At 63.7% G+C, this 22,492-nt stretch carries 17 protein-coding genes; 13 read left to right on the top strand and 4 right to left on the bottom strand.

The annotated features are described in order from the left end of the window. Positions 1-8 precede the first annotated feature (8 nt). Both L6D80_RS07320 and dapC read left to right on the top strand, forming a co-directional pair. Entirely contained in the window at positions 9-2,711 is a 2,703-nt protein-coding gene (locus tag L6D80_RS07320) for a [protein-PII] uridylyltransferase (protein WP_176513193.1), read from the top strand. A 30-nt stretch (positions 2,712-2,741) separates the two neighbouring features. Next, positions 2,742-3,938: a succinyldiaminopimelate transaminase gene (gene dapC, locus L6D80_RS07315; RefSeq protein ID WP_176513191.1), complete on the top strand. Its 1,197-nt coding sequence runs from the start codon at positions 2,742-2,744 to the stop codon at positions 3,936-3,938. A 60-nt stretch (positions 3,939-3,998) separates the two neighbouring features. Here the strand turns inward: dapC and L6D80_RS07310 are convergent, their stop codons facing one another. Continuing rightward, entirely contained in the window at positions 3,999-5,645 is a 1,647-nt protein-coding gene (locus L6D80_RS07310) for a Na+/H+ antiporter (RefSeq protein WP_054902120.1), read from the bottom strand. Between the two features lie 338 nt (positions 5,646-5,983). On the opposite strand from L6D80_RS07310, the gene L6D80_RS07305 reads away from it, so the two are divergent. From L6D80_RS07305 to L6D80_RS07290, 4 genes are all read left to right on the top strand, one after another. Next, positions 5,984-6,331: an ArsC family reductase gene (locus L6D80_RS07305; protein ID WP_176513239.1), complete on the top strand. Its 348-nt coding sequence runs from the start codon at positions 5,984-5,986 to the stop codon at positions 6,329-6,331. A 42-nt stretch (positions 6,332-6,373) separates the two neighbouring features. After that, positions 6,374-7,408, top strand: a complete 1,035-nt coding sequence (gene dapD, locus L6D80_RS07300; protein ID WP_054902122.1) for a 2,3,4,5-tetrahydropyridine-2,6-dicarboxylate N-succinyltransferase — start codon at positions 6,374-6,376, stop codon at positions 7,406-7,408. Between the two features lie 82 nt (positions 7,409-7,490). After that, positions 7,491-8,696 (top strand): cysteine desulfurase, encoded by a 1,206-nt coding sequence (locus L6D80_RS07295; protein WP_176513189.1) that lies wholly within the window; start codon positions 7,491-7,493, stop codon positions 8,694-8,696. Next, complete coding sequence (locus L6D80_RS07290) at positions 8,693-9,103, top strand: SufE family protein (RefSeq protein ID WP_176513187.1); 411 nt, start codon at positions 8,693-8,695, stop codon at positions 9,101-9,103. Before L6D80_RS07295 ends, L6D80_RS07290 begins: the two co-directional genes overlap by 4 nt. Here the strand turns inward: L6D80_RS07290 and tcdA are convergent. Beyond that, entirely contained in the window at positions 9,092-9,916 is an 825-nt protein-coding gene (gene tcdA, locus L6D80_RS07285) for a tRNA cyclic N6-threonylcarbamoyladenosine(37) synthase TcdA (RefSeq protein WP_176513185.1), read from the bottom strand. The two genes, L6D80_RS07290 and tcdA, sit on opposite strands and share 12 nt — an antisense overlap. A 132-nt stretch (positions 9,917-10,048) precedes the next feature. Between tcdA and L6D80_RS07280 the strand changes: the two genes are divergently transcribed. The 4 genes from L6D80_RS07280 (at position 10,049) to L6D80_RS07265 (ending at position 15,105) form a co-directional block, all read left to right on the top strand. After that, positions 10,049-12,640 (top strand): glycosyltransferase, encoded by a 2,592-nt coding sequence (locus L6D80_RS07280; protein WP_054902126.1) that lies wholly within the window; start codon positions 10,049-10,051, stop codon positions 12,638-12,640. 106 nt (positions 12,641-12,746) lie between these two features. Further along, entirely contained in the window at positions 12,747-13,898 is a 1,152-nt protein-coding gene (gene dapE, locus L6D80_RS07275; RefSeq protein WP_054902127.1) for a succinyl-diaminopimelate desuccinylase, read from the top strand. Beyond that, positions 13,898-14,710: a putative RNA methyltransferase gene (locus L6D80_RS07270; protein ID WP_054902128.1), complete on the top strand. Its 813-nt coding sequence runs from the start codon at positions 13,898-13,900 to the stop codon at positions 14,708-14,710. Before dapE ends, L6D80_RS07270 begins: the two co-directional genes overlap by 1 nt. 17 nt (positions 14,711-14,727) lie before the next feature. Further along, positions 14,728-15,105, top strand: a complete 378-nt coding sequence (locus L6D80_RS07265; protein WP_054902129.1) for a hypothetical protein — start codon at positions 14,728-14,730, stop codon at positions 15,103-15,105. Between the two features lie 93 nt (positions 15,106-15,198). Here the strand turns inward: L6D80_RS07265 and L6D80_RS07260 are convergent, their stop codons facing one another. Further along, positions 15,199-15,408, bottom strand: a complete 210-nt coding sequence (locus L6D80_RS07260) for a cold-shock protein (RefSeq protein ID WP_003252255.1) — start codon at positions 15,406-15,408, stop codon at positions 15,199-15,201. Positions 15,409-15,639: 231 nt separating this feature from the next. On the opposite strand from L6D80_RS07260, the gene plsB reads away from it, so the two are divergent. The 3 genes from plsB (at position 15,640) to L6D80_RS07245 (ending at position 19,321) form a co-directional block, all read left to right on the top strand. Continuing rightward, positions 15,640-18,126, top strand: coding sequence for a glycerol-3-phosphate 1-O-acyltransferase PlsB (gene plsB / locus L6D80_RS07255; protein ID WP_176513183.1), 2,487 nt, complete (start codon positions 15,640-15,642; stop codon positions 18,124-18,126). 76 nt (positions 18,127-18,202) lie between these two features. Further along, the gene (locus tag L6D80_RS07250; protein WP_054902131.1) at positions 18,203-18,601 is read left to right on the top strand and encodes a YbaY family lipoprotein; all 399 of its coding nucleotides are present in this window, start codon (positions 18,203-18,205) and stop codon (positions 18,599-18,601) included. Positions 18,602-18,634: 33 nt separating this feature from the next. Next, positions 18,635-19,321 (top strand): DUF4197 domain-containing protein, encoded by a 687-nt coding sequence (locus L6D80_RS07245; RefSeq protein WP_054902132.1) that lies wholly within the window; start codon positions 18,635-18,637, stop codon positions 19,319-19,321. A gap of 105 nt (positions 19,322-19,426) precedes the next feature. On the opposite strand, the gene L6D80_RS07240 is transcribed toward L6D80_RS07245, so the two are convergent. Next, positions 19,427-22,486 carry an efflux RND transporter permease subunit gene (locus L6D80_RS07240; protein WP_176513181.1) on the bottom strand — a complete coding sequence of 1,020 codons (3,060 nt, stop codon included), beginning with the start codon at positions 22,484-22,486 and terminating at the stop codon, positions 19,427-19,429. Positions 22,487-22,492 lie beyond the last annotated feature (6 nt).

Below are 22,492 nucleotides of genomic sequence, written 5' to 3'. Positions count from 1 at the left end.
GCGACGCGATGCCCCAGGTGGATCCCGAGCTGTTCGATCGCGGCCAGTTCCAGGCGGAACTGGCCCTCAAGGCGAGCCCCATCGCCGCCTTCAAGAAAGCCATCCGCCAGGCCGGCGAGGTGCTCGACAAGCGTTTTCGCGGCGGCTGCGAAATCCGCCGGCTGATCGAGGACCGGGCGTGGCTCGTCGACAATATCCTGCAGCAGGCCTGGAACCAGTTCGACTGGGGCGACGCCAACGGCATCGCCCTGGTCGCCGTCGGTGGCTACGGGCGTGGCGAACTGCACCCGCACTCGGACATCGACCTGCTGATCCTGCTCGGTGCGGCTGAGCACGAACAGTACCGCGAGGCCATCGAGCGTTTTCTGACCTTACTGTGGGACATCGGGCTGGAAGTCGGCCAGAGCGTGCGCACAGTCGACGAATGCGCCGAGCAGGCGAGCGCCGACCTCACGGTCATCACCAATCTCATGGAAAGCCGCACCGTCGCCGGCCCCGAACAGCTGCGCCAGCGCATGCTGGAGGTCACCAGCACGGCGCACATGTGGCCCAGCAAGGAATTCTTCCTGGCCAAACGGGCCGAACTCAAGGCCCGCCATCACAAGTACAACGACACCGAATACAACCTTGAGCCCAACGTCAAAGGCTCGCCCGGCGGCCTGCGCGACATCCAGACGGTGCTCTGGGTGGCTCGGCGCCAGTACGGCACCCTGAACCTGCACGCGCTGGCCGGCGAGGGCTTCCTGCTGGAAAGCGAAAACGAACTGCTGGCTTCCTCCCAGGACTTTTTGTGGAAGGTCCGCTACGCCCTGCACATGCTCGCAGGCCGCTCCGAGGACCGCCTGCTGTTCGACCACCAGCGCAGCATCGCCACGCTGCTGGGCTACACCGACGAAAACCCCAAGCGTGCCATCGAGCAGTTCATGCAGCAGTATTACCGGGTGGTGATGAGCATCAGCCAGCTGTGTGACCTGATCATTCAGCACTTCGAGGAGGTCATCCTCGCCGACGATGACAGCGGCACCACGCAGCCGTTGAACGCGCGCTTCCGCCTGCATGACGGCTATATAGAGGCGGTCAAACCAAACGTATTCAAGCGCACGCCGTTCGCCATGCTGGAAATCTTCGTGCTGATGGCCCAGCACCCCGAGATCAAGGGCGTGCGCGCCGACACGGTGCGGCTGCTGCGCGAACACCGGCACCTGATCGACGACACCTTCCGCAACGATATCCGCAACACCAGCCTGTTCATCGAGCTGTTCAAATGCGAAATCGGCATCCACCGCAACCTGCGGCGGATGAACCGCTACGGCATTCTCGGTCGCTACCTGCCGGAGTTCGGCCTGATCGTCGGGCAGATGCAGCACGACCTGTTTCACATCTATACGGTCGATGCGCACACCCTCAACCTCATCAAGCACCTGCGCAAACTGCAGTACACACCGGTTTCCGAGAAATTCCCGCTGGCCAGCAAGCTCATGGGCCGACTGCCCAAGCCTGAGCTGATCTACCTGGCGGGCCTTTACCATGACATCGGCAAAGGCCGACAGGGTGACCACTCCGAGCTCGGCGCGGTGGACGCCCAGAAGTTCTGCGAACGCCACCAACTGCCAGCGTGGGACAGCCGGCTGATTGTCTGGCTGGTACAGAACCACCTGGTGATGTCGACCACCGCCCAGCGCAAGGACCTGTCCGACCCGCAGGTGATCAACGATTTCGCCCTGCACGTGGGCGACGAGACACGCCTGGACTACCTCTACGTACTGACCGTGGCCGACATCAACGCCACCAACCCCAGCCTGTGGAACTCGTGGCGCGCCAGCCTGCTGCGCCAGCTCTACACCGAGACCAAGCGCGCCTTGCGACGGGGCCTGGAAAACCCGCTGGACCGCGAGGAGCAGATCCGTCAGACGCAGAGCGCCGCGCTGGATATCCTGGTGCGTGAAGGCACCGACCCGGACGACGTGGAACAACTCTGGTCGCAACTGGGCGACGATTACTTCCTCAAGCACAACGCCGCCGACGTGGCCTGGCACAGCGACGCCATCCTGCAGCAACCTGCCGATGGCGGGCCGCTGGTACTGATCAAGGAAACCACCCAGCGCGAATTCGAGGGGGGTACGCAGATCTTCATCTACGCGCCCGACCAGCACGACTTCTTCGCCGTGACCGTGGCGGCCATGTCGCAGCTGAACTTGAACATCCACGATGCGCGCATCATCACTTCGAGCAGCCAGTTCACCCTCGACACCTACATCGTGCTGGACAACGACGGCGGCTCGATCGGCGACAACCCGCAGCGGGTCAAGCAGATCCGCGACGGTCTCACCGAAGCGCTGCGCAACCCCGAGGATTACCCGACCATCATCCAGCGTCGGGTGCCGCGCCAGCTCAAGCACTTCAACTTCCCCCCCCAGGTGACCATTCTCAACGATGCGCAGCGTCCGGTGACCATCCTCGAGATCACCGCGCCGGACCGCCCTGGCCTGCTGGCACGGATCGGGCGGATCTTCCTGGAGTTCGACCTGTCGCTGCAGAATGCCAAGATCGCCACCCTCGGCGAGCGCGTGGAAGACGTGTTCTTCATTACTGACGCCGACAACCAGCCGTTGTCCGACCCGCAACTGTGCAGCCGCCTGCAGGAGGCCATCGTGCAGCAACTGCAGGCCGGCCAGACCAGCGACGCCAGCCCGACCCGCGTGACCTTTTAACGATTAGACGATTGACGAGACCTTGCGCCGATGAACCATGCCTTGACCCAGCTTCAGCCTTACCCGTTCGAGAAACTCCGTGCCCTGCTGGGCAGCGTGAAGCCTGCGGCGGACAAGCGCGCCATCGCCCTGTCGATCGGTGAGCCGAAGCACGAATCGCCGGCGTTCGTCGCCCAGGCCATGGCCGACAACCTAGACAAGCTGGCGGTCTACCCCAGCACCCTCGGCCTGCCCGCTTTGCGTCAGGCCATTGGTCAGTGGTGCGAGCGTCGTTTCGGCGTACCGGCTGGTTGGCTGGATGCGGAGCGCCATATCCTGCCGGTCAATGGTACCCGCGAAGCGCTGTTCGCCTTCACGCAGGCAGTGGTCAACCGTGCCGACGACGGCCTGGTGGTCAGCCCCAATCCGTTCTACCAGATCTATGAAGGTGCGGCCCTTCTGGCCGGCGCCACCCCGCATTACCTGCCGTGCCTGGAAAACAACGGTTTCAACCCGGACTTCGACGCAGTGACTGCCGACGTGTGGAAGCGCTGCCAGATCCTGTTCCTGTGCTCGCCGGGCAACCCTACCGGCGCGCTGGTGCCGATGGAGACCCTGAAGAAGCTGATTGCACTGGCCGACGAACATGACTTCGTGATCGCCGCCGACGAATGCTACAGCGAGCTGTACTTCGACGAAGACGCACCGCCGCCGGGCCTGCTCAGCGCCTGCGCTGAGCTGGGCCGCAGCGACTTCAAGCGCTGCGTGGTGTTCCACAGCCTGTCCAAACGCTCCAACCTGCCTGGCCTGCGCTCGGGCTTCGTCGCGGGTGACGCGCAGATCATCAAGCCATTTTTGCTGTACCGCACCTATCACGGTTGCGCCATGCCGGTGCAGACCCAGCTGGCGAGCATTGCCGCGTGGCAGGATGAGGCGCATGTACGTGAAAACCGGGACCAGTACCGCGCCAAGTACGATGCGGTGCTGGATATTCTACAGCCGGTAATGGACGTGCAACGCCCCGATGGTAGCTTCTACCTGTGGGCCAAGGTGCCGGGCGGTGATGCCGAGTTCACCCGCGACCTGTTCGAGGCGCAGCATGTGACCGTGGTACCTGGGTCGTACCTGTCACGTGAAGTGGATGGGGTGAATCCGGGTGCTGGGCGGGTGCGCATGGCACTGGTTGCACCGCTGGCCGAATGCATCGAAGCGGCTGAGCGGATTCGTGCGTTCCTGCGCACCCGCTGATTGAGCAGGGCCGCTCTGCGGCCCATTCGCCGGCTTGCCGGCGATCGCCACCCCGCCGCTCTACTTGACGGCCCCCAGGTTCGCTTCACTCATATCCAGTTCCCCCAACACCTGCCGCACGACCTCATCGCCCACCAGATGCTGGCGATGCAGGTTGTACAGCTCCAACCGCTGTGCCCGCAGCGCCCGCAAGCGCAAACGCCGCTCCAGCAAGTCCATCTGCTCGGCCAGGGCCCGCGCCTCGGCCGTGTCGTTGTAACTGTTCAATTCATCGCGATACTCGGCCATCAACCTTGCCTTGAGCTCGGTGGCCATGGTCGCCTGAGCCGCATCTTGCGGTGCGCTGGCGTCAATCACCTCTTCCGCTTCCAGTGCATGAATCGCCGCCTCGACGGTGCGTCGCCAAGCCTCCAGGACTTCTTGATGCAACCGCTCGTCAGGGCTTTTGGTGATACCGCGCAGCAGGATCGGCAAGGCGATGCACGCGCTGATGAGCGACAGCAGGATGACCCCGGCGGCAATGAAAATCAGCAAGTCCCGTTCGGGGAAGGCCTTGCCTGCACCGATCAAGAGCGGTACCGACATCACACCGGCCAACGTCACCGCTCCCCGCACGCCACCCAGGGTCAGCAGCCAGCAGGAGCGTGCGGTCGGCATCAGGACGAGTGCTGGCTTACCGCGCCAACGCCGCACCACACCGATGGCCCGCCAGATGCTTTGTACCCAGATGAACCGCAGCAGGATCAACGCGCCGAAAATCGCCAGGACATCCAGGCATCGCCAGGCCAGGGTCGGCCACACGGTCGTTTCGTGGCTGACCACAGCCTTGATGATGTCCGGCAACTGCAGGCCCAGCAGCAGGAAGATCAGACCGTTGAAAGCGAACTCCAGCAACGACCAGACACTGCGGTTGAGCAGGCGGGTACTGGTCTGGCGTGGCAGCAGGTCGAGCCAGCTCTGCATCATGCCGGCTGCCACCGCCGAGAGAATGCCCGACACCCCAAGGCGCTCTGCCAGCACATAGGCGGCAAACGGCAGCAACAGCATGAACACCACATGGGTGGCCGGGTCATCCCAGCCGCGGGCGATCATCCATGCGCGCAAGCGGCCGATCAGCCAACTCAGGGCAACACCTACCGCCAGGCCGCCCAGGGCGACCAGCACAAAACTGAAACTTGCATCAGCCAGGGAAAACACACCGGTGATTGCAGCCGCCAGGGCGAACTTGAAGGTCACTAGGCCCGACGCATCGTTCATCAGCGCCTCGCCCTGGAGCATGTGCATCAGCGGCGTAGGCAGGCGGTCCTGGGTTATGGCCGAGACGGCCACGGCGTCCGTGGGCGACAGCACCGCCGCAAGGGCAAATGCCACAGGTAGCGCAATACTGGGCAGCAACCAGTGGATGAAGTAGCCGGCACCGACCACGGTGAACAGCACCAGCCCCACGGCCAGGGCCACCACCGGACCACGGATGCGCCACAGTTCGCGCTTGGGGATGCGCCAGCCGTCGGCAAACAACAGCGGCGGCAGGAACAGAAACAGGAACAGCTCAGGGTCAAGGGCAACATGCAGCCCCAGGGTTGGCCAGGCCAGCAGCGCACCGGCGGCGATCTGCACCAAGGGCAGCGGTAGCGGGATAACCCGCCCGACCAGCTTCGACACACTGACCAGCGTGAGCAGAATAAGGACGGTGTAGGCTGACTGCATCCGTTAAAGCTTCCTTTGTGAACCAAGAACTACAGCGGGGCGAGACATCGCCATTGAAACAATATGTTAGCGGCCAGTGGCGATCCTGGGCCGCTGCACGATAGTCGCAGGACAACCGCGAATATGTAACACGATGATACTGACGGTTGTGACTGACGGATGCATGACGCGATTTCATCGGTGCTGGCAATCCCGAAGCGGCTGCATGGCGCCTGCGCCACTCTGCGAGTCTCAAGGCTTGCACACCCGTGGCGCTCGAAGGACCGATCCCGCATAATCCCGCGACTGACTTTCGGAAAATGGAGAGATTGGGGATACCTGTGGCCCCAATGTACACGATGACCTACACGCTCTACGGCATCAAAGCCTGCGACACCATGAAAAAGGCACGCACCTGGCTCGAAGACCACACCGTCGCCTACGAATTCCACGACTACAAGGCCCAAGGCATCGACCGTGACAGCCTGAACCGCTGGTGCGACGAACACGGCTGGGAAGTCATCCTCAACCGTGCCGGCACCACCTTCCGCAAGCTCGACGACGCCAGCAAGGCCGGCCTCGATCAAGCCAAGGCCGTCGAACTGATGCTGGCCCAGCCGTCGATGATCAAGCGCCCGGTGCTCGACCTCGGCACACGCACACTGGTCGGCTTCAAGCCCGACCTGTACGCCGCCGCCCTGGCCTGAGCCCGCTTACGCTTCTTACCCTATTTCGCACGAGGTAATCACATGTCCAATACCCTGTTCAGCCTGGCCTTCGGTGTCGGCTCCCAGAACCGCCAGGGCACCTGGCTGGAAGTCTTCTACGCACAACCGCTGCTCAAGCCTAGCGCCGAGCTGGTCGCCGCCGTCGCGCCGATCCTCGGTTATGAAGGTGGCAACCAGGCCATCGCCTTCAGCAACGCCCAGGCCGCGCAGCTGGCTGAAGCCGTCAAAGGTGTCGATGCCGCCCAGGCCGCCCTGCTGACTCGCCTGGCCGAAAGCCACAAGCCGCTGGTCGCCACCCTGCTGGCCGAAGACATCGCCCTGACCTCCACCCCGGAGGCCTACCTCAAGCTGCACCTGCTGTCGCATCGCCTGGTCAAGCCGCACGGCCTGAGCCTGGCAGGCATCTTCCCGCTGCTGCCGAACGTCGCCTGGACCAACCACGGCGCAATCGACCTGGCCGAACTGGCCGAGCTGCAACTGGAAGCGCGCCTCAAAGGCGAGCTCCTGGAAGTGTTCTCGGTGGACAAGTTCCCGAAGATGACCGACTACGTGGTCCCGGCCGGCGTGCGTATCGCCGATACCGCCCGCGTGCGCCTGGGCGCCTACATCGGCGAAGGCACCACGATCATGCACGAAGGCTTCGTCAACTTTAACGCCGGCACCGAAGGCCCAGGCATGATCGAAGGCCGCGTTTCGGCGGGCGTCTTCGTCGGCAAGGGCTCGGACCTGGGCGGCGGCTGCTCGACCATGGGCACCCTGTCCGGTGGCGGCAACATCGTCATCAAGGTCGGCGAAGGCTGCCTGATCGGTGCCAACGCTGGTATCGGCATCCCGCTGGGCGACCGCAACACCGTCGAAGCCGGCCTGTACATTACAGCTGGCACCAAGGTCAACCTGCTCGATGAGAACAACGAGTTGGTCAAGGTGGTCAAGGCCCGCGACCTGGCCGGCCAGACCGACCTGCTGTTCCGCCGCAACTCGCTGAACGGTGCGGTCGAGTGCAAGACGCACAAATCGGCGATCGAGCTGAACGAGGCGCTGCACGCCCACAACTGAGAACGCCCTACGGGTTCGAAGTGTTAAGATCGGGTCTGGCGTACTCACGCCAGACCCGATTTTCATTCCAGGCCCCGTGATCATGTTCCAGCCCTCCCCCTGGCGTGCCGACTTCCCCGCCATCGCCGCCCTGCAACGGCAGCACCAGACCTACCTGGACAGCGCCGCCACGACCCAGAAGCCCCAGGCCCTGCTCGATGCCCTGAGCCATTACTACGGCCATGGCGCGGCCAACGTGCACCGTGCCCAACACCTGCCTGGCGCGCTGGCGACCCAGGCGTTCGAGGCCAGCCGCGACAAGGTTGCCGCCTGGCTCAATGCCGCCGAATCCCGCCAGATCATCTTCACCCACGGCGCGACCTCCGCGCTGAATCTTCTGGCCTACGGTTTGGAACACCGGTTCGAAGCAGGCGATGAAATCGCCGTGAGCGCCCTGGAGCATCACGCCAACCTGCTGCCCTGGCAGCAACTGGCGCGGCGCCGCAACCTGCGCCTGGTCGTACTGCCGCTGGACGAGCATGGCCGCATCGACCTGGACCAGGCACTGCAACTGATCGGGCCGCGTACCCGGCTGCTTGCCGTCAGCCAGTTGTCCAATGTGCTCGGCACCTGGCAACCGTTGGCCGCGCTGCTGGCCCACGCCCATGCCCAAGGCGCCCTGACCGTGGTCGATGGCGCCCAGGGCGTGGTGCATGGCCGTCATGATGTCCAGCAGCTGGGGTGCGACTTCTATGTGTTCTCCAGCCATAAGCTATATGGCCCCGAGGGTGTCGGTGTGCTCTACGGCCGCCCGCAGGCCCTGGAGCTGCTGCGCCATTGGCAGTTCGGCGGCGAGATGGTGCAACTGGCCGACTACCAGGGTGCTAGCTTCCGCCCTGCACCGCTGGGCTTCGAGGCGGGCACACCACCCATCGCTGGCGTCATCGGCCTAGGCGCGAGCCTGGACTATCTGGGCGGGCTCGATGCCCACGCCGTTCAGGCCCATGAAACCAGCCTGCACCAGCATCTTCTGCGTGGCCTGGCCGACCGGGAGGGTGTGCGCCTGCTCGGCACGCCGCACACCGCCTTGGCCAGTTTTGTCATTGAAGGCGTACACAATGCCGACATTGCGCACCTGCTGACCGAGCAGGGCATCGCCGTACGCGCCGGCCATCACTGCGCCATGCCGCTGCTCAGGGGGTTGGGCCTGGACGGTGCCATTCGCGTGTCGCTGGGCCTATACAACGACAGCGACGACCTGCAGCGCTTCTTCGATGCGCTCGATCAAGGCCTGGAGCTGCTGCGATGAGCCTGCCCGCCGACGCCCAGGCGGCCCTGGAGCGCTTCGACCAGGCCCGCGGCTGGGAGCAGCGCGCGCGCCTGCTGATGCAGATGGGCGACCAGTTGCCCCCCCTGGCCGAGGGGGAAAAGTCGGAAAGCAACCGCGTACATGGCTGCGAAAGCCTGGTGTGGCTGGTGGCTGAACAGCATGACGGCCAGTGGCGGTTCAAGGCCAGCAGCGACGCACGCTTGCTGCGCGGGTTGCTGGCCTTGCTGCTGGTGAGGGTGCAGGGCCTCGACAGTGGCGCGCTGGCGGGGCTTGACCTGGGCGCGTGGTTTACCCGGTTGGGGCTGGAGCGGCAATTGTCACCCTCACGCAGCAACGGGTTGCATGCGGTATTGCAGCGAATGGCTGAACTGGTTTCAGCCAGTTGAAACGGACGCGGGTTTGACCCGCTCCGAAGGCCGCCGGGCGCCCGCCACCAGTTTTTCCACTGCCTTGCTGGCCGCCACCATGCCAAACGTAGCGGTCACCATCATCACCGCGCCAAAGCCACCGGAGCAGTCCAGGCGCACCCCTTCCCCGACGAAGCTCTTCTGCAGGCACACGCTGCCATCGCCCTTGGGGTAGCGCAGCTGTTCGCTGGAAAACACGCAAGGCACCCCGTAGTTACGGCTGACGTTACGCGAGAAGTTGTAATCGCGGCGCAAGGTCGAGCGTACCCGCGAAGCCAGCGGGTCATTGAAGGTCTTGTTGAGGTCGCCAATCTGGATCTGCGTCGGGTCAATCTGCCCACCCGCGCCACCGGTGGTGACAATGGCGATCTTGCGCCGCCGGCACCAGGCGATCAGCGCGGCCTTGGCCATCACGCTGTCGATGCAGTCGATCACGCAATCGAGGTTTTCGGTGATGTATTCGACCATGGTGTCCCGGGTGACGAAGTCAGCCACCGCGTGCACCGTGCACGCCGGGTTGATCGCCCGCAGGCGCTCGGCCATGACCTCGACCTTGGGCCGCCCCACCTGACCCTCCAGGGCATGGGCCTGGCGGTTGGTGTTGCTGACGCAGACGTCGTCCAGGTCGAACAGGGTAATTTCGCCCACGCCGCTGCGCGCCAGCGCCTCGGCCGCCCAGGACCCGACGCCGCCGATACCCACCACGCCAACATGGGCCTGGCTCAGGCGCTGCAAACCCTCGTCACCGTACAGCCGGGCAACGCCGGCGAAGCGTGGATCTTCTGTGCTCATGATGGTACCCCGAAGCTCATACCGCAAAATCGGCGCGCATTATATGCCAGCAGCGTCGATGGCCTCCATCGTTAGGTAAGTCCCTACCAACCCTGCTTTAATGTCCTACCTCTTCGACAGATTTGGACGACAATGTCATCACGCAAATTCGGCCTGAACCTGGTGGTTGTCCTGGCCATCGCCGCACTGTTCACCGGCTTCTGGGCACTGATCAACCGCCCGGTCTCCGCGCCTGCCTGGCCGGAGCAGATCTCCGGTTTCTCGTACTCGCCCTTCCGTCTTGGAGAAAGCCCGCAAAAGGGCCAGTACCCCACCGATGACGAGATGCGCCAGGACCTGGAGCAGATGAACAAGCTGACCGACAACATCCGCATCTATACCGTCGAAGGCACCCAGGCCGAAATTCCGCGGTTGGCCGAGGAGCTCGGCTTGCGCGTCACCCTGGGTATCTGGATCAGCCCGGACCTTGAGCGCAACGAGCGCGAGATCGCCAAGGCCATCGAACTGGCCAATACCTCGCGCAGCGTGGTGCGGGTGGTGGTGGGCAACGAAGCGCTGTTCCGCGAAGAGGTCACCCCCGAAGCGCTGATCCAGTACCTGGACCGGGTACGAGCCGCGGTCAAGGTGCCAGTTACCACCAGTGAACAGTGGCACATCTGGAAGGAACACCCGGAGCTGGCCAAGCACGTCGACCTGATCGCCGCGCACATCCTGCCCTACTGGGAGTTCGTGCCGATGAAGGACTCGGTGGAGTTCGTGCTCGACCGCGCCCGCGAGCTCAAGCAGCAGTTCCCGCGCAAGCCCTTGCTGCTCTCGGAGGTCGGTTGGCCGAGCAATGGCCGCATGCGCGGCGGTGCCGACGCCACACAGGCGGACCAGGCCATCTACCTGCGCACCTTGGTCAATACCCTTAACCGCCGCGGCTACAACTATTTCGTCATCGAAGCATACGACCAGCCATGGAAAGCCAGCGACGAGGGTTCGGTGGGCGCCTACTGGGGCGTGTTCAACGCAGAGCGCCAACAGAAATTCAATTTCGACGGGCCCGTGGTAGCCATCCCGCAATGGCGCGCGCTGGCGGTCGCCTCGGTGGTGCTGGCGATGATCGCGCTGACCGTGCTGCTGATCGACGGCTCGGCCTTGCGCCAGCGTGGCCGGACGTTCCTGACCTTCATCACCTTCCTCTGCGGTTCGGTGCTGGTCTGGATTGCCTATGACTACAGCCAACAATACAGCACCTGGTTCAGCCTGACCGTGGGCGTGCTGCTGGCGCTGGGCGCCCTGGGCGTCTTCATCGTGCTGCTGACCGAGGCCCACGAGCTGGCCGAGGCGGTGTGGATTCACAAACGGCGCAGGGAATTCCTCCCGGTGCAGGGCGACAGCGCCTATCGGCCCAAGGTCTCGGTACACGTGCCGTGCTACAACGAGCCACCGGAGATGGTCAAACAGACCCTCGACGCCCTGGCGGCACTGGACTACCCCGATTACGAAGTGCTGGTGATCGACAACAACACCAAAGACCCGGCTGTGTGGGAGCCGCTCAAGGCCCATTGCGAAAAACTCGGTGAGCGCTTCAAGTTCTTCCACGTCGCGCCGTTGGCAGGCTTCAAGGGCGGCGCACTGAACTACCTGATTCCGCACACAGCCAAGGATGCCGAGGTGATTGCGGTGATCGACTCGGACTATTGCGTGGACCGTAACTGGCTCAAGCACATGGTGCCGCACTTCGCCGACCCGAAGATCGCCGTGGTGCAATCGCCGCAGGACTACCGCGACCAGCACGAAAGCGCCTTCAAGAAGCTGTGCTACAGCGAATACAAAGGCTTTTTCCACATCGGTATGGTCACCCGCAACGACCGTGACGCGATCATCCAGCACGGCACCATGACCATGACCCGGCGCACTGTGCTCGAAGAGCTGGGCTGGGCGCAATGGTGCATCTGCGAGGATGCCGAACTGGGCCTGCGCGTGTTCGAAAAAGGCCTGTCGGCAGCCTACGCCCACAATAGTTACGGCAAGGGCCTGATGCCCGATACCTTCATCGACTTCAAGAAGCAACGCTTCCGCTGGGCCTACGGCGCCATCCAGATCATCAAGCACCATGCCGCCGCGCTGCTACGCGGCAAAGGCAGCGAGCTGACCCGCGGCCAGCGCTATCACTTCCTGGCCGGCTGGCTGCCCTGGATTGCCGACGGCATGAACATTTTCTTCACCGTCGGCGCACTGCTGTGGTCGGCGGCGATGATCATCGTGCCGCACCGGGTCGACCCACCGCTGATGATCTTCGCGATCCCGCCGCTGGCGTTGTTCTTCTTCAAGGTCGGCAAGATCATCTTCCTGTACCGCCGGGCGGTGGGGGTCAACCTCAAGGATGCGTTCGCCGCCGCACTGGCAGGGCTGGCGTTGTCGCATACCATTGCCAAGGCGGTGCTGTACGGGTTCTTCACCAGCAGCATGCCGTTCTTCCGCACCCCCAAGAATGCCGACAGCCATGGCGTGCTGGTGGCAATTTCCGAAGCGCGCGAAGAGCTGTTCATCATGTTGCTGCTGTGGGGCGCGGCGGCGGGGATCTACCTGGTACAAGGGTTGCCGAGCTCTGACATGCGCTTCTGGGTGGCAATGCTGCTGGTGCAGTCGCTGCCATATCTGGCAGCCTTGGTGATGGCACTGTTGTCGTCGCTGCCCAAGCCAAGCGACAACGTTGTGCAAGCCCAGGCAACGTGAAACCCATGGGGCTGCTGTGCAGCCCCATTGGCCCGTGCCGACAACCCCGGTTTGATATAAGATAACGCCCCTCGTTTTTCCGCCTTGCCTTGCCCCGGAGTTCCCCATGACGGCCCCTGCCGAGCTCTCGCCTACCCTTCAACTGGCCTGCGACCTGATCCGTCGCCCCTCGGTCACTCCCGTCGACGCCGACTGCCAGGCGCAGATGATGAATCGCTTGGGCGCCGTGGGCTTCCAGCTCGAGCCGATGCGCATCGAGGACGTCGACAATTTCTGGGCCACCCATGGCAGCCAGGAAGGCCCGGTGCTGTGCTTCGCTGGCCACACCGACGTGGTCCCGACCGGCCCGGTGCAGCAGTGGCAGCATGAGCCATTCGAGGCGCTGATCGATGCCCAGGGCATGCTCTGCGGCCGCGGCGCTGCCGACATGAAGGGCAGCCTGGCCTCGATGGTGGTGGCCAGCGAGCGCTTCGTGCGTGACTACCCCGACCACCGTGGCAAGGTCGCCTTCCTGATCACCAGCGACGAAGAGGGCCCGGCCCACCACGGCACCAAGGCTGTCGTCGAACGCCTGCAGGCCCGTAATGAGCGCCTGGACTGGTGCATCGTCGGTGAACCGTCGAGCACCACCTTGCTCGGTGACGTGGTCAAGAACGGCCGTCGTGGCTCGCTCGGCGCCACGCTGACCGTGCGTGGCAAGCAAGGCCACGTCGCCTACCCGCACCTGGCGCGCAACCCGATCCACCTGGCCGCGCCGGCCCTGGCGGAACTTGCTGCCGAGCACTGGGACGAAGGCAATGCGTTCTTCCCGCCTACCAGCTTCCAGATTTCCAACCTCAACGCTGGCACCGGCGCCACCAACGTGGTCCCAGGCGAGCTGGTCGCGCTGTTCAACTTCCGCTTCTCCACCGAGTCCACCGTCGAAGGCCTGCAGGCGCGGGTTTCGGCCATCCTCGACAAGCATGAGCTGGACTGGTCGATCGACTGGGCATTGTCGGGCCTGCCATTTCTCACCGAACCTGGCGAACTGCTCGACGCGGTGGCGGCGAGCATCAAGGGTGTCACCGGTCGCGACACTCAGCCGTCCACCAGCGGCGGTACCTCCGATGGCCGCTTCATCGCCACCATGGGCACCCAGGTCGTAGAGCTCGGCCCGGTCAATGCCACCATCCACCAGGTCGACGAACGCATCCTGGCCAGCGACCTCGACCTGCTGACCGAAATCTACTACCAGACCCTGGTCCGGTTGCTCGCCTGATGCTCGCCTGCCCGATCTGCCAGGCGGCCCTGACGCGGCTCGACAACGGTGCAGTGTGCCCGGCCGGCCACCGCTTCGACCGCGCCCGCCAGGGTTACCTGAACCTGCTGCCCGTGCAGCACAAGAACAGCCGCGACCCCGGCGACAACCAGGCCATGGTCGAGGCCCGCCGTGACTTCCTCGACGCCGGCCACTACGCCCCTGTAGCCCAGCGCCTGGCCGAACTGGCCGCCGCGTACCAGCCCGGCGCCTGGCTCGACATCGGCTGCGGCGAAGGCTATTACACCGCACAGATCGCCCAGGCAGTGCCCCAGGCCGACGGCTACGCCCTGGACATCTCCCGCGAGGCGGTCAAGCGCGCCTGCCGCCGAGACCCTGGGGTGACCTGGATGGTCGCCAGCATGGCCCGCGTGCCATTGGCCGAGGCCAGTTGCCAGTTCATCGCCAGCGTGTTCAGCCCGCTGGACTGGGCTGAAGCCAAGCGCCTGCTCAGCCCCGGCGGCGGCCTGATGCGGGTGGGCCCGACCAGCGGCCACCTGATGGAGCTGCGCGAAGTGCTCTACGATGAAGTACGCCCTTACGCCGATGACAAGCACCTGGCCTTGGTGCCAGAGGGCATGGCCCACGCCCACAGCGAAATCCTCGAGTTCCGCCTGAGCTTGGCCGCGCCCAAGGCCCGCGCCGACTTGCTGGCCATGACCCCACACGGCTGGCGCGCCAGCGCCGAGAAACGCGCACGGGTGATCGAGCAGCCCGAGCCCTTCGAGGTCACGGTTTCCATGCGTTATGACTATTTTGTGCGCCAAGACTGAGCACACCCGGAGCCCTTATGCGCCAACCTGATATCGAGATCTACCTGAAGGACGCCGACGTCGACCACAAGCAGATTGCCCAATGGCTCGGCGAAGCGGTCGGCCCGTGCAGCGAGTGGCAACAGAAAGGCCAGACGTTCAAATGCAAGGCCGGTAACATTCCGGTCACCTGGCTACCCAAGGCTGTAGGGAAATGGAACAGCCTGTACCTGGAAAGCGACCAGACCCCATGGGCCGATGATGTCGCCTGCGCCCGCGCTGCCTTTGCTGCACTGGGCGTCGAAGTCCGTTGCGCACCGGGTGGCTGGGTCGAAGAAGATGGCGAGGAAGACGCCGATCGCTGGATTCGCATCAGTGCCGACGGAGAAGAAGAGATCACCTGGCGAACGTCATAAGCTGCAAGCCTTAGGCGGCCACCATCAGGAGCGGTCGCATCAGGCTGCAAGTTACACGGTCAACTTGCAGCTTGAAGCTTGTAGCCTCGAGGCTCAGAGCCCCACTACATCCTCGGCTTGCAGGCCTTTCTGGCCCTGCACACAGGCGTACTCCACCCGCTGCCCTTCGACCAGGGTACGATGCCCCTCACCGCGGATGGCGCGATAGTGGACGAAGACATCTGCCCCCCCTTCACGCTGAATGAAGCCATAGCCCTTGGCATCGTTGAACCACTTTACATTCCCAGTCTCACGAGACGACATCTGAACTACTCCGGATTTTTATTGTGAAGATCGCCTTGTAGACACAGAGTCTCCCCCCTGTGCCGACGCCGCTTGCCGAAATATCCTGCAAGTGGCAGGCCGAGTATATGACACAGAACAAAAAAATTTCATGACTGCACCCATCACTGCAGGATTTTGCTGAACTTACGCAGATACGGCAGACTAATTGACTGCACATTCACCTGAAATCACACCCAGGGCACACACCCCATGACCCGTTCCCCCCTGCGCCGCCTGATCTTCGGCGCTTTGCGTCGCCTGTTGTACCTGTGGGTGCGCTCCGAGACCATCAACCAGTCGTCTCTGAGCCTGCAGCTCGACCGCAGCCGCCCTGTTTTCTATGCCCTGCCATCGCCTTCGCTCACCGACCTTGCCGTGCTCGATCACGAATGCACCAAGGCCGGGTTACCACGCCCGGTGCTGCCGGTCGCGGTAGGTTCACTTCACGAGCCTGCCGGGTTCTTCTACCTCACTCCCGCCCCGGACTGGCTCGGCCGCCAGGACAAACGCGGTGCGCCGCCCACCCTCGAACGCGTGGTCGCAGCCGTGGCCCAGCATGCCGAAGAAGACGCCCAGATCATTCCGGTCAGCGTGTTCTGGGGCCAGACGCCCGCCAGTGAATCCAGCCCGTGGAAGCTGCTGTTCGCCGACAGCTGGGCGGTCACCGGCCGCCTGCGCCGGCTGCTCACCATCCTGATTCTGGGGCGCAAGACCCGCGTGCAGTTCTCGGCGCCGATGCATGTCCGCGAACTGGTGCAGCACAACAAAGGCCACGAACGCACCGTGCGCATGGCCCAGCGCCTGATGCGCGTGCATTTTCGCAACCTCAAGGCCGCGGTCATCGGCCCGGACATCTCTCACCGGCGCAATCTGGTCAAAGGCCTAGTGCATGCCCCACTGGTCCGCCAGGCCATCACCGAGCAAGCGCAGCGCGAGAACATCCCCCTGGCCAAAGCCGAGGCGCAGGCGCTGCGCTACGGTAATGAAATTGCCTCGGACTACACCTACACGGCGATCCGCTTCCTCGAAGTGGTGCTGAGTTGGTTCTGGAACAAGATCTACGACGGCATCAAGGTCAACCACATCGAGCAAGTGCAAGGCATCGCCCCCGGCCATGAAGTGATCTATGTGCCGTGCCACCGCAGCCACATTGACTATCTGCTGCTGTCCTACCTGCTGTTCCGCAACGGCCTGACGCCGCCGCACATCGCTGCGGGCATCAACCTCAACATGCCGGTGATCGGCGGCTTGTTGCGCCGGGGCGGCGCATTCTTCATGCGTCGCACGTTCAAGGGCAACCCGCTCTACACCGCGGTATTCAACGAATACCTGCACACCCTGTTCACCAAAGGGTTCCCGGTAGAGTACTTCGTCGAGGGCGGACGCTCTCGCACCGGGCGTATGCTTCAGCCACGAACCGGGATGTTGGCGATCACCCTGCGCAGCTTCCTGCGCTCCTCGCGCACGCCGATCGTCTTCGTGCCGGTGTACATCGGCTACGAGCGGGTGCTCGAGGGCCGCACCTACCTGGGCGAATTGCGCGGTGCCAGCAAAAAGAAGGAATCGATCTTCGACATCTTCAAAGTCATCGGCGCACTGAAGCAGCGTTTCGGCCAGGTCTACGTCAACTTCGGCGAACCGATCCGCCTGGCGGGCTTTCTTGACCAACAGCAACCCGGCTGGCGCGAACAGGCGCTTGGCCCGCAGTTCCGCCCTGCCTGGCTCAACGAGGCCACCACCCGCCTGGGCGAAACCGTGGCTCGTCACCTCAACGAGGCTGCGGCGGTCAACCCCGTCAACCTGGTGGCACTGGCATTACTCTCCACCAGCCGCCTGGCCCTGGACGAAAACGCTCTGAACCGGGTGCTGGACCTGTACCTGACCTTGCTGCGCAAGGTGCCGTACTCCGAGCACACGACCCTGCCAGAGGGTGACGGCAAGGCGTTGATCGAACACGTCAGGGGCATGGACTTGCTGGCCGAGCAAAACGACGCTCTGGGCCGCATCCTTTACCTGGATGAAGCCAACGCGGTCCTGATGACCTATTACCGCAACAACGTCCTGCACATCTTTGCCCTGCCCGCGCTGTTGGCGAGTTTCTTCCACAGCAGTTCGCGAATGAGCCGCCAGTTGCTTGGCCAGTACGTGCAGGCGTTGTACCCGTACCTGCAGGCCGAGCTGTTCCTGCGCTGGGCGCCCGAGCAACTGGACGCGGTGATTGACCAGTGGCTGGCGGCACTGGTCGAACAGGGCCTGCTGCGCCAGGAAGGCGATGTCTACATACGCCCGGCACCGAGCTCGCGGCAATTCGTCCTGCTGACCCTGCTCGCCCGCACCGTTACCCAGACGCTGCAGCGCTTCTACATGGCCACGTCGCTGCTGCTCAACAGCGGGCAGAACACCCTCAGTGCCGAGGCGCTGGAAGACCTGTGCGTGATGATGGCCCAGCGCCTGTCGATCCTGCATGGCCTGAACGCCCCGGAGTTCTTCGACAAGACGTTGTTCCGCCACTTCATCCAGACCCTGATCGAACAATGTGTGCTGCGCCCGGACAGCAACGGCAAGCTGGGTTACCACGACAAGCTTGGCGAACTTGCCGAGGGCGTAGCCAAGCGCGTGTTGTCGGCTGAGCTGCGCCTGTCGATTCGCCAAGTGGCGCTGCACCGCGAGGACTCGCTGGAAGCATCGATCATCTAGGGCTTCATCGGCAGGAAAAATCCGCTAAAGTCCCTGGGGTTGGCCACAAGCCAGCTCCAAGGACAACGGAGATTCCATGAAAAAGCTCGTTATGCTGTGTTGCGCATCCCTGCTCGCGGCCTGCTCCAGCCACACCCCGTCGACCCAGGCCAGCCTGGATGGCGAAGTCTTCTACCTGCAGCGTATCGCGCTGCCGCCCGCCGCCACCTTGAGCGTGGAACTGCAAGATGTGTCGCTGATGGACGCCCCCGCCGTGACCCTGGCCCGCCAGGCCGGCCCGGTCAAAGGCAACGTACCGCTACCGTTCCACCTCACCTATGATTCGGCCCAGGTCAAGCCCGGCCACCGCTATGCGGTCAGTGCCCGGATCGAACTGGACGGTAACCTGCTGTTCATCAATACCGAACACCACGGCGTTGCGCTCGATGGCAGCGATGCGCAGCCAGTACGGGTCAAAGTCGACCCGGTGCGCTGATTTCCGCCTACTTCTGTTGAAAAGGAACGCTTCATGATCCGCTCCTCCCTGCGCTTCACTGCGCTGTGCGCCGGCCTGCTGCTGTCAGCCAGCGCGCTGGCCCTGTCGCTTGGCGACCTGAGCCAGAAAGACGCCACCGGTGGCCTGAAAGACGCCCTCACCCAGGGTGCCCAGATCGCCGTCAAGCAATTGAGCACCCCCGGCGGTTTCAGCAACAACCCGGATGTACGCATCGAACTTCCAGGCAACCTCGGCAAAGCCGCCAAAGCCATGAAGATGTTCGGCAAGGGTGACCAGGTCGAAGCCCTGGAAACCAGCATGAACAAGGCCGCCGAAGCAGCGGTCCCGCAAGCGCAGGCAATCCTGGTGAATGCGGTGAAGAACATGAGCGTGACCGATGCCAAGGGCATTCTCAGCGGCGGTGACGATTCGGCCACCCAGTACCTGAACAAGAGCAGCCGCGAACAGATCCGCGCCAAGTTCCTGCCCATCGTCAAGCAAGCCACCGACAAGGTCGGCCTGGCCCAGCAGTACAACAGCTTCGCTGGGCAGGCCAAGGGCCTGGGGCTGATCAAGGACGATGCCAACATCGAGAACTACGTGACCGAGAAAGCCATGGACGGGCTGTTCGAGATGATCGGCAAGCAGGAGCAGAGCATCCGCCAGAACCCGGCACAGGCGGCCACCAGCCTGGCCAAGAAGGTGTTTGGCGCCCTCTGATCGCCAATGGGCTGCTTGGCAGCCCATTCACTGGGCCCGCGCCACAGAGTCCTGTAGGAGCGGGCTTGCCCCGCGATGGAGGGCAACGCCCTCCCCCTTATACCCTCAACCTTTCCTAACCCTAAACCAAGCCGCATACAATGCCGGCAGGAACAGCAAGGTCAGCGCCGTGGCCACAATCAGCCCCCCCATGATCGCCACCGCCATCGGCCCGTAGAACACACTCCTCGACAACGGAATCATCGCCAGCACCGCCGCCAGTGCCGTCAGCACGATCGGCCTGAAGCGCCGCACGGTAGCCTCGATGATCGCCTGCCAACGGTCCAGCCCCGAAGCAATGTCCTGTTCGATCTGGTCCACCAGAATCACCGAGTTGCGCATGATCATCCCTGCCAGGGCAATGGTGCCGAGCATGGCGACGAACCCGAACGGCTGGCGGAACACCAGCAGGAACAGGGTCACGCCGATCAGCCCCAGGGGCGCGGTGAGGAACACCATCACCGTGCGCGAGAAACTGCGCAGCTGGATCATCAGCAAGCTCAGCACCACGACGATGAACAGCGGCATGCCGGCATTCACTGACTTCTGCCCGCGCTCGGCATCCTCTACCGTGCCCCCCACTTCCAGCAGGTAACCGTCCGGCAGCCTCGCCTTGATCTCGTTCAAGGTTGGCTCGATCTGGCGCACCAAGGTCGCCGGTTGCTCCTTGTCGTAGATATCGGCGCGCACGGTTACCGTCGGCAGGCGGTTGCGGTGCCAGATAATGCCTTCCTCGAAGCCATATTGCAGGGTCGCCACTTGCGACAGCGCGACGCTCTGGCCGTTGTCCGTGGGCAAGGCCAGGCTGCCAAGGTTACCCAGCTCGCTGCGCTCCTTCAGCGTGCCGCGCAGAAGGATCTCGATCAACTCGTCGTCCTCGCGGTACTGGCTGACCGTGGTGCCGGTCAGCGAGCTTTGCAGGAAGCTGGCCAGGTGCGCGGTGCTCACCCCCAGGGCACGAGCCCGGTCCTGATCGATTTCCAGGAATACCGCCTTGCTTGGCTCCTCCCAGTCCAGGTGCACGTTCACCACATGGGGATTCTCGCGCACCTTGTCGGCCACCTCGCGGGCCAACGCGCGGGCCTTCTCGATATGCTCGCCGGTAACCCGGAACTGCACCGGGTAGCCCACGGGCGGGCCGTTTTCCAGGCGGGTGACGCGGGCACGCAGGTCGGGGAATTGCTGGTCCACGGTGTCGATCAGCCAACTGCGCAGGCGCTCCCGATCCTCCATCGACCTGGCCAGCACCACGAACTGGGCAAAGCTGGCCGCCGGCAGTTGCTGGTCCAGCGGCAGGTAGAAGCGTGGCGACCCAGTGCCGACATAGGCCACATAGTTGTCGATGCCCTCCTGCTGCTTGAGCAGCGCTTCCAGTTGTTTGACCCGTTCGGTGGTGTTGGCCAGCGACGCGCCTTCGGCCAGCTTCAGATCGACCATCAGCTCCGGGCGCCCGGATGCCGGGAAGAACTGCTGGGGCACGAAACGGAACAACAGGATGCTGCCGACGAACGCTGCGACGGTCAGCAGGATGACCGTCTTGCGCCGGCGCACGCACCATTCCACCACACGCCGCACGCGCTGGTAGAACGGGGTGGCATAAGGGTCTGGCGCGCCGTCCCCATGGCGGGCCGCATGCAACTTTGCCAGGTCAGGCAACAGACGTTCGCCCAGGTAAGGCACGAACATCACAGCCGCTACCCAGGAGGTCAACAGCGCAATGGTCACGACCTGGAAGATCGAACGGGTGTACTCACCCGTGCTCGAGGCGGCAGTAGCGATGGGCAGGAAGCCGGCGGCGGTAATCAGTGTGCCGGTGAGCATCGGGAAGGCCGTGCTGGTCCAGGCGTAACTGGCCGCCTTGAGGCGGTCGAACCCCTGCTCCATTTTGATCGCCATCATCTCCACGGCAATGATCGCGTCGTCCACCAGCAAGCCCAGGGCCAGCACCAGCGCCCCGAGGGAGATCTTGTGCAGTCCAATGCCGAAGTAATGCATGGCAGCGAAGGTCATGGCCAGCACCAGGGGGATAGCCAGGGCCACGACCAGCCCGGTGCGCAAGCCGAGCGAGAAGAAGCTTACCAGCAGGACGATCACCAACGCTTCGATCAGCACCTGGACGAACTCGCCTACGCCTGCCTTGACCGCAGCGGGCTGGTCGGAAACCTTGCGCAGCTCCATGCCAGCCGGCAGGTTGCGCGCCAGGCGTTCGAACTCGCCTTCCAGGGCCTTGCCCAGTACCAGGATGTCGCCGCCATCTTTCATCGACACCGCCAGCCCAATGGCATCCTCGCCCATGAAGCGCATGCGCGGTGCGGGAGGGTCGTTGAAACCACGGTGTACGTCAGCCACATCACCGATGCGGAAGGTGCGGTCACCGACACGGATGGGGAACTGTCTGATCTGGTCAACGCTGGCGAAACGCCCACTTACCCGCAACTGCAGGCGCTCGCTAGGCGTCTCGAAGAAGCCCGCGGTGCTGACGGCGTTCTGTTCACGCAGCGCTTGCTGCACGGCCTCCAACGGCACGCCAAGGGTGGCCAGCTTGAGGTTGGACAGTTCGATCCAGATCTTCTCGTCCTGCAGGCCGAGCAGCTCCACCTTGCCCACATCCTTGACCCGTTGCAGCTGGATCTGGATACGGTCGGCATAGTCCTTGAGCACCGCATAGTCGAAACCGGCGCCGGTCAGTGCGTAGATGTTGCCGAAGGTGGTGCCGAATTCGTCGTTGAAGAACGGCCCCTGGATTTCAGGCGGCAAGGTGTGGCGAATGTCCGCGACTTTTTTGCGGATCTGGTACCACAGCTCGGGAATGTCCTTGGAATGCAACGAGTCGCGGGCCATGAAGGTCACCTGCGACTCACCGGGCCGGGAGAACGAGACGATCTTCTCGTACTCACCGGTTTCCATCAGTTTCTTCTCGATGCGCTCGGTGACCTGGCGCGACACTTCCTCGGCGGTGGCGCCCGGCCACAGGGTGCGGATGACCATGGCCTTGAAGGTAAAGGGCGGGTCTTCGCTCTGGCCAAGCTTGGTGTAGGACATGGCGCCAATTGCCGCCAGCAGGATCATCAGGAACAGCACGATCTGGCGATTACGCAGCGCCCAGGCGGAAAGGTTGAAACCCATCGGGAC

It is taken from the genome of Pseudomonas ceruminis (assembly GCF_021602025.1).
GTDB lineage: Bacteria > Pseudomonadota > Gammaproteobacteria > Pseudomonadales > Pseudomonadaceae > Aquipseudomonas > Aquipseudomonas ceruminis.
Note: the sequence above shows the minus strand (reverse complement) of the source record. Positions and strands in the feature narration are given on the sequence as shown.

Coding starts and splice junctions, on each gene's coding strand:
- L6D80_RS07320 (WP_176513193.1), top strand. CDS start 9: ATGCCCCAGGTGGATCCCGAGCTGTTCGATCGCGGCCAGTTCCAGGCG.
- dapC (WP_176513191.1), top strand. CDS start 2,742: ATGAACCATGCCTTGACCCAGCTTCAGCCTTACCCGTTCGAGAAACTC.
- L6D80_RS07310 (WP_054902120.1), bottom strand. CDS start 5,645: ATGCAGTCAGCCTACACCGTCCTTATTCTGCTCACGCTGGTCAGTGTG.
- L6D80_RS07305 (WP_176513239.1), top strand. CDS start 5,984: ATGACCTACACGCTCTACGGCATCAAAGCCTGCGACACCATGAAAAAG.
- dapD (WP_054902122.1), top strand. CDS start 6,374: ATGTCCAATACCCTGTTCAGCCTGGCCTTCGGTGTCGGCTCCCAGAAC.
- L6D80_RS07295 (WP_176513189.1), top strand. CDS start 7,491: ATGTTCCAGCCCTCCCCCTGGCGTGCCGACTTCCCCGCCATCGCCGCC.
- L6D80_RS07290 (WP_176513187.1), top strand. CDS start 8,693: ATGAGCCTGCCCGCCGACGCCCAGGCGGCCCTGGAGCGCTTCGACCAG.
- tcdA (WP_176513185.1), bottom strand. CDS start 9,916: ATGAGCACAGAAGATCCACGCTTCGCCGGCGTTGCCCGGCTGTACGGT.
- L6D80_RS07280 (WP_054902126.1), top strand. CDS start 10,049: ATGTCATCACGCAAATTCGGCCTGAACCTGGTGGTTGTCCTGGCCATC.
- dapE (WP_054902127.1), top strand. CDS start 12,747: ATGACGGCCCCTGCCGAGCTCTCGCCTACCCTTCAACTGGCCTGCGAC.
- L6D80_RS07270 (WP_054902128.1), top strand. CDS start 13,898: ATGCTCGCCTGCCCGATCTGCCAGGCGGCCCTGACGCGGCTCGACAAC.
- L6D80_RS07265 (WP_054902129.1), top strand. CDS start 14,728: ATGCGCCAACCTGATATCGAGATCTACCTGAAGGACGCCGACGTCGAC.
- L6D80_RS07260 (WP_003252255.1), bottom strand. CDS start 15,408: ATGTCGTCTCGTGAGACTGGGAATGTAAAGTGGTTCAACGATGCCAAG.
- plsB (WP_176513183.1), top strand. CDS start 15,640: ATGACCCGTTCCCCCCTGCGCCGCCTGATCTTCGGCGCTTTGCGTCGC.
- L6D80_RS07250 (WP_054902131.1), top strand. CDS start 18,203: ATGAAAAAGCTCGTTATGCTGTGTTGCGCATCCCTGCTCGCGGCCTGC.
- L6D80_RS07245 (WP_054902132.1), top strand. CDS start 18,635: ATGATCCGCTCCTCCCTGCGCTTCACTGCGCTGTGCGCCGGCCTGCTG.
- L6D80_RS07240 (WP_176513181.1), bottom strand. CDS start 22,486: ATGGGTTTCAACCTTTCCGCCTGGGCGCTGCGTAATCGCCAGATCGTG.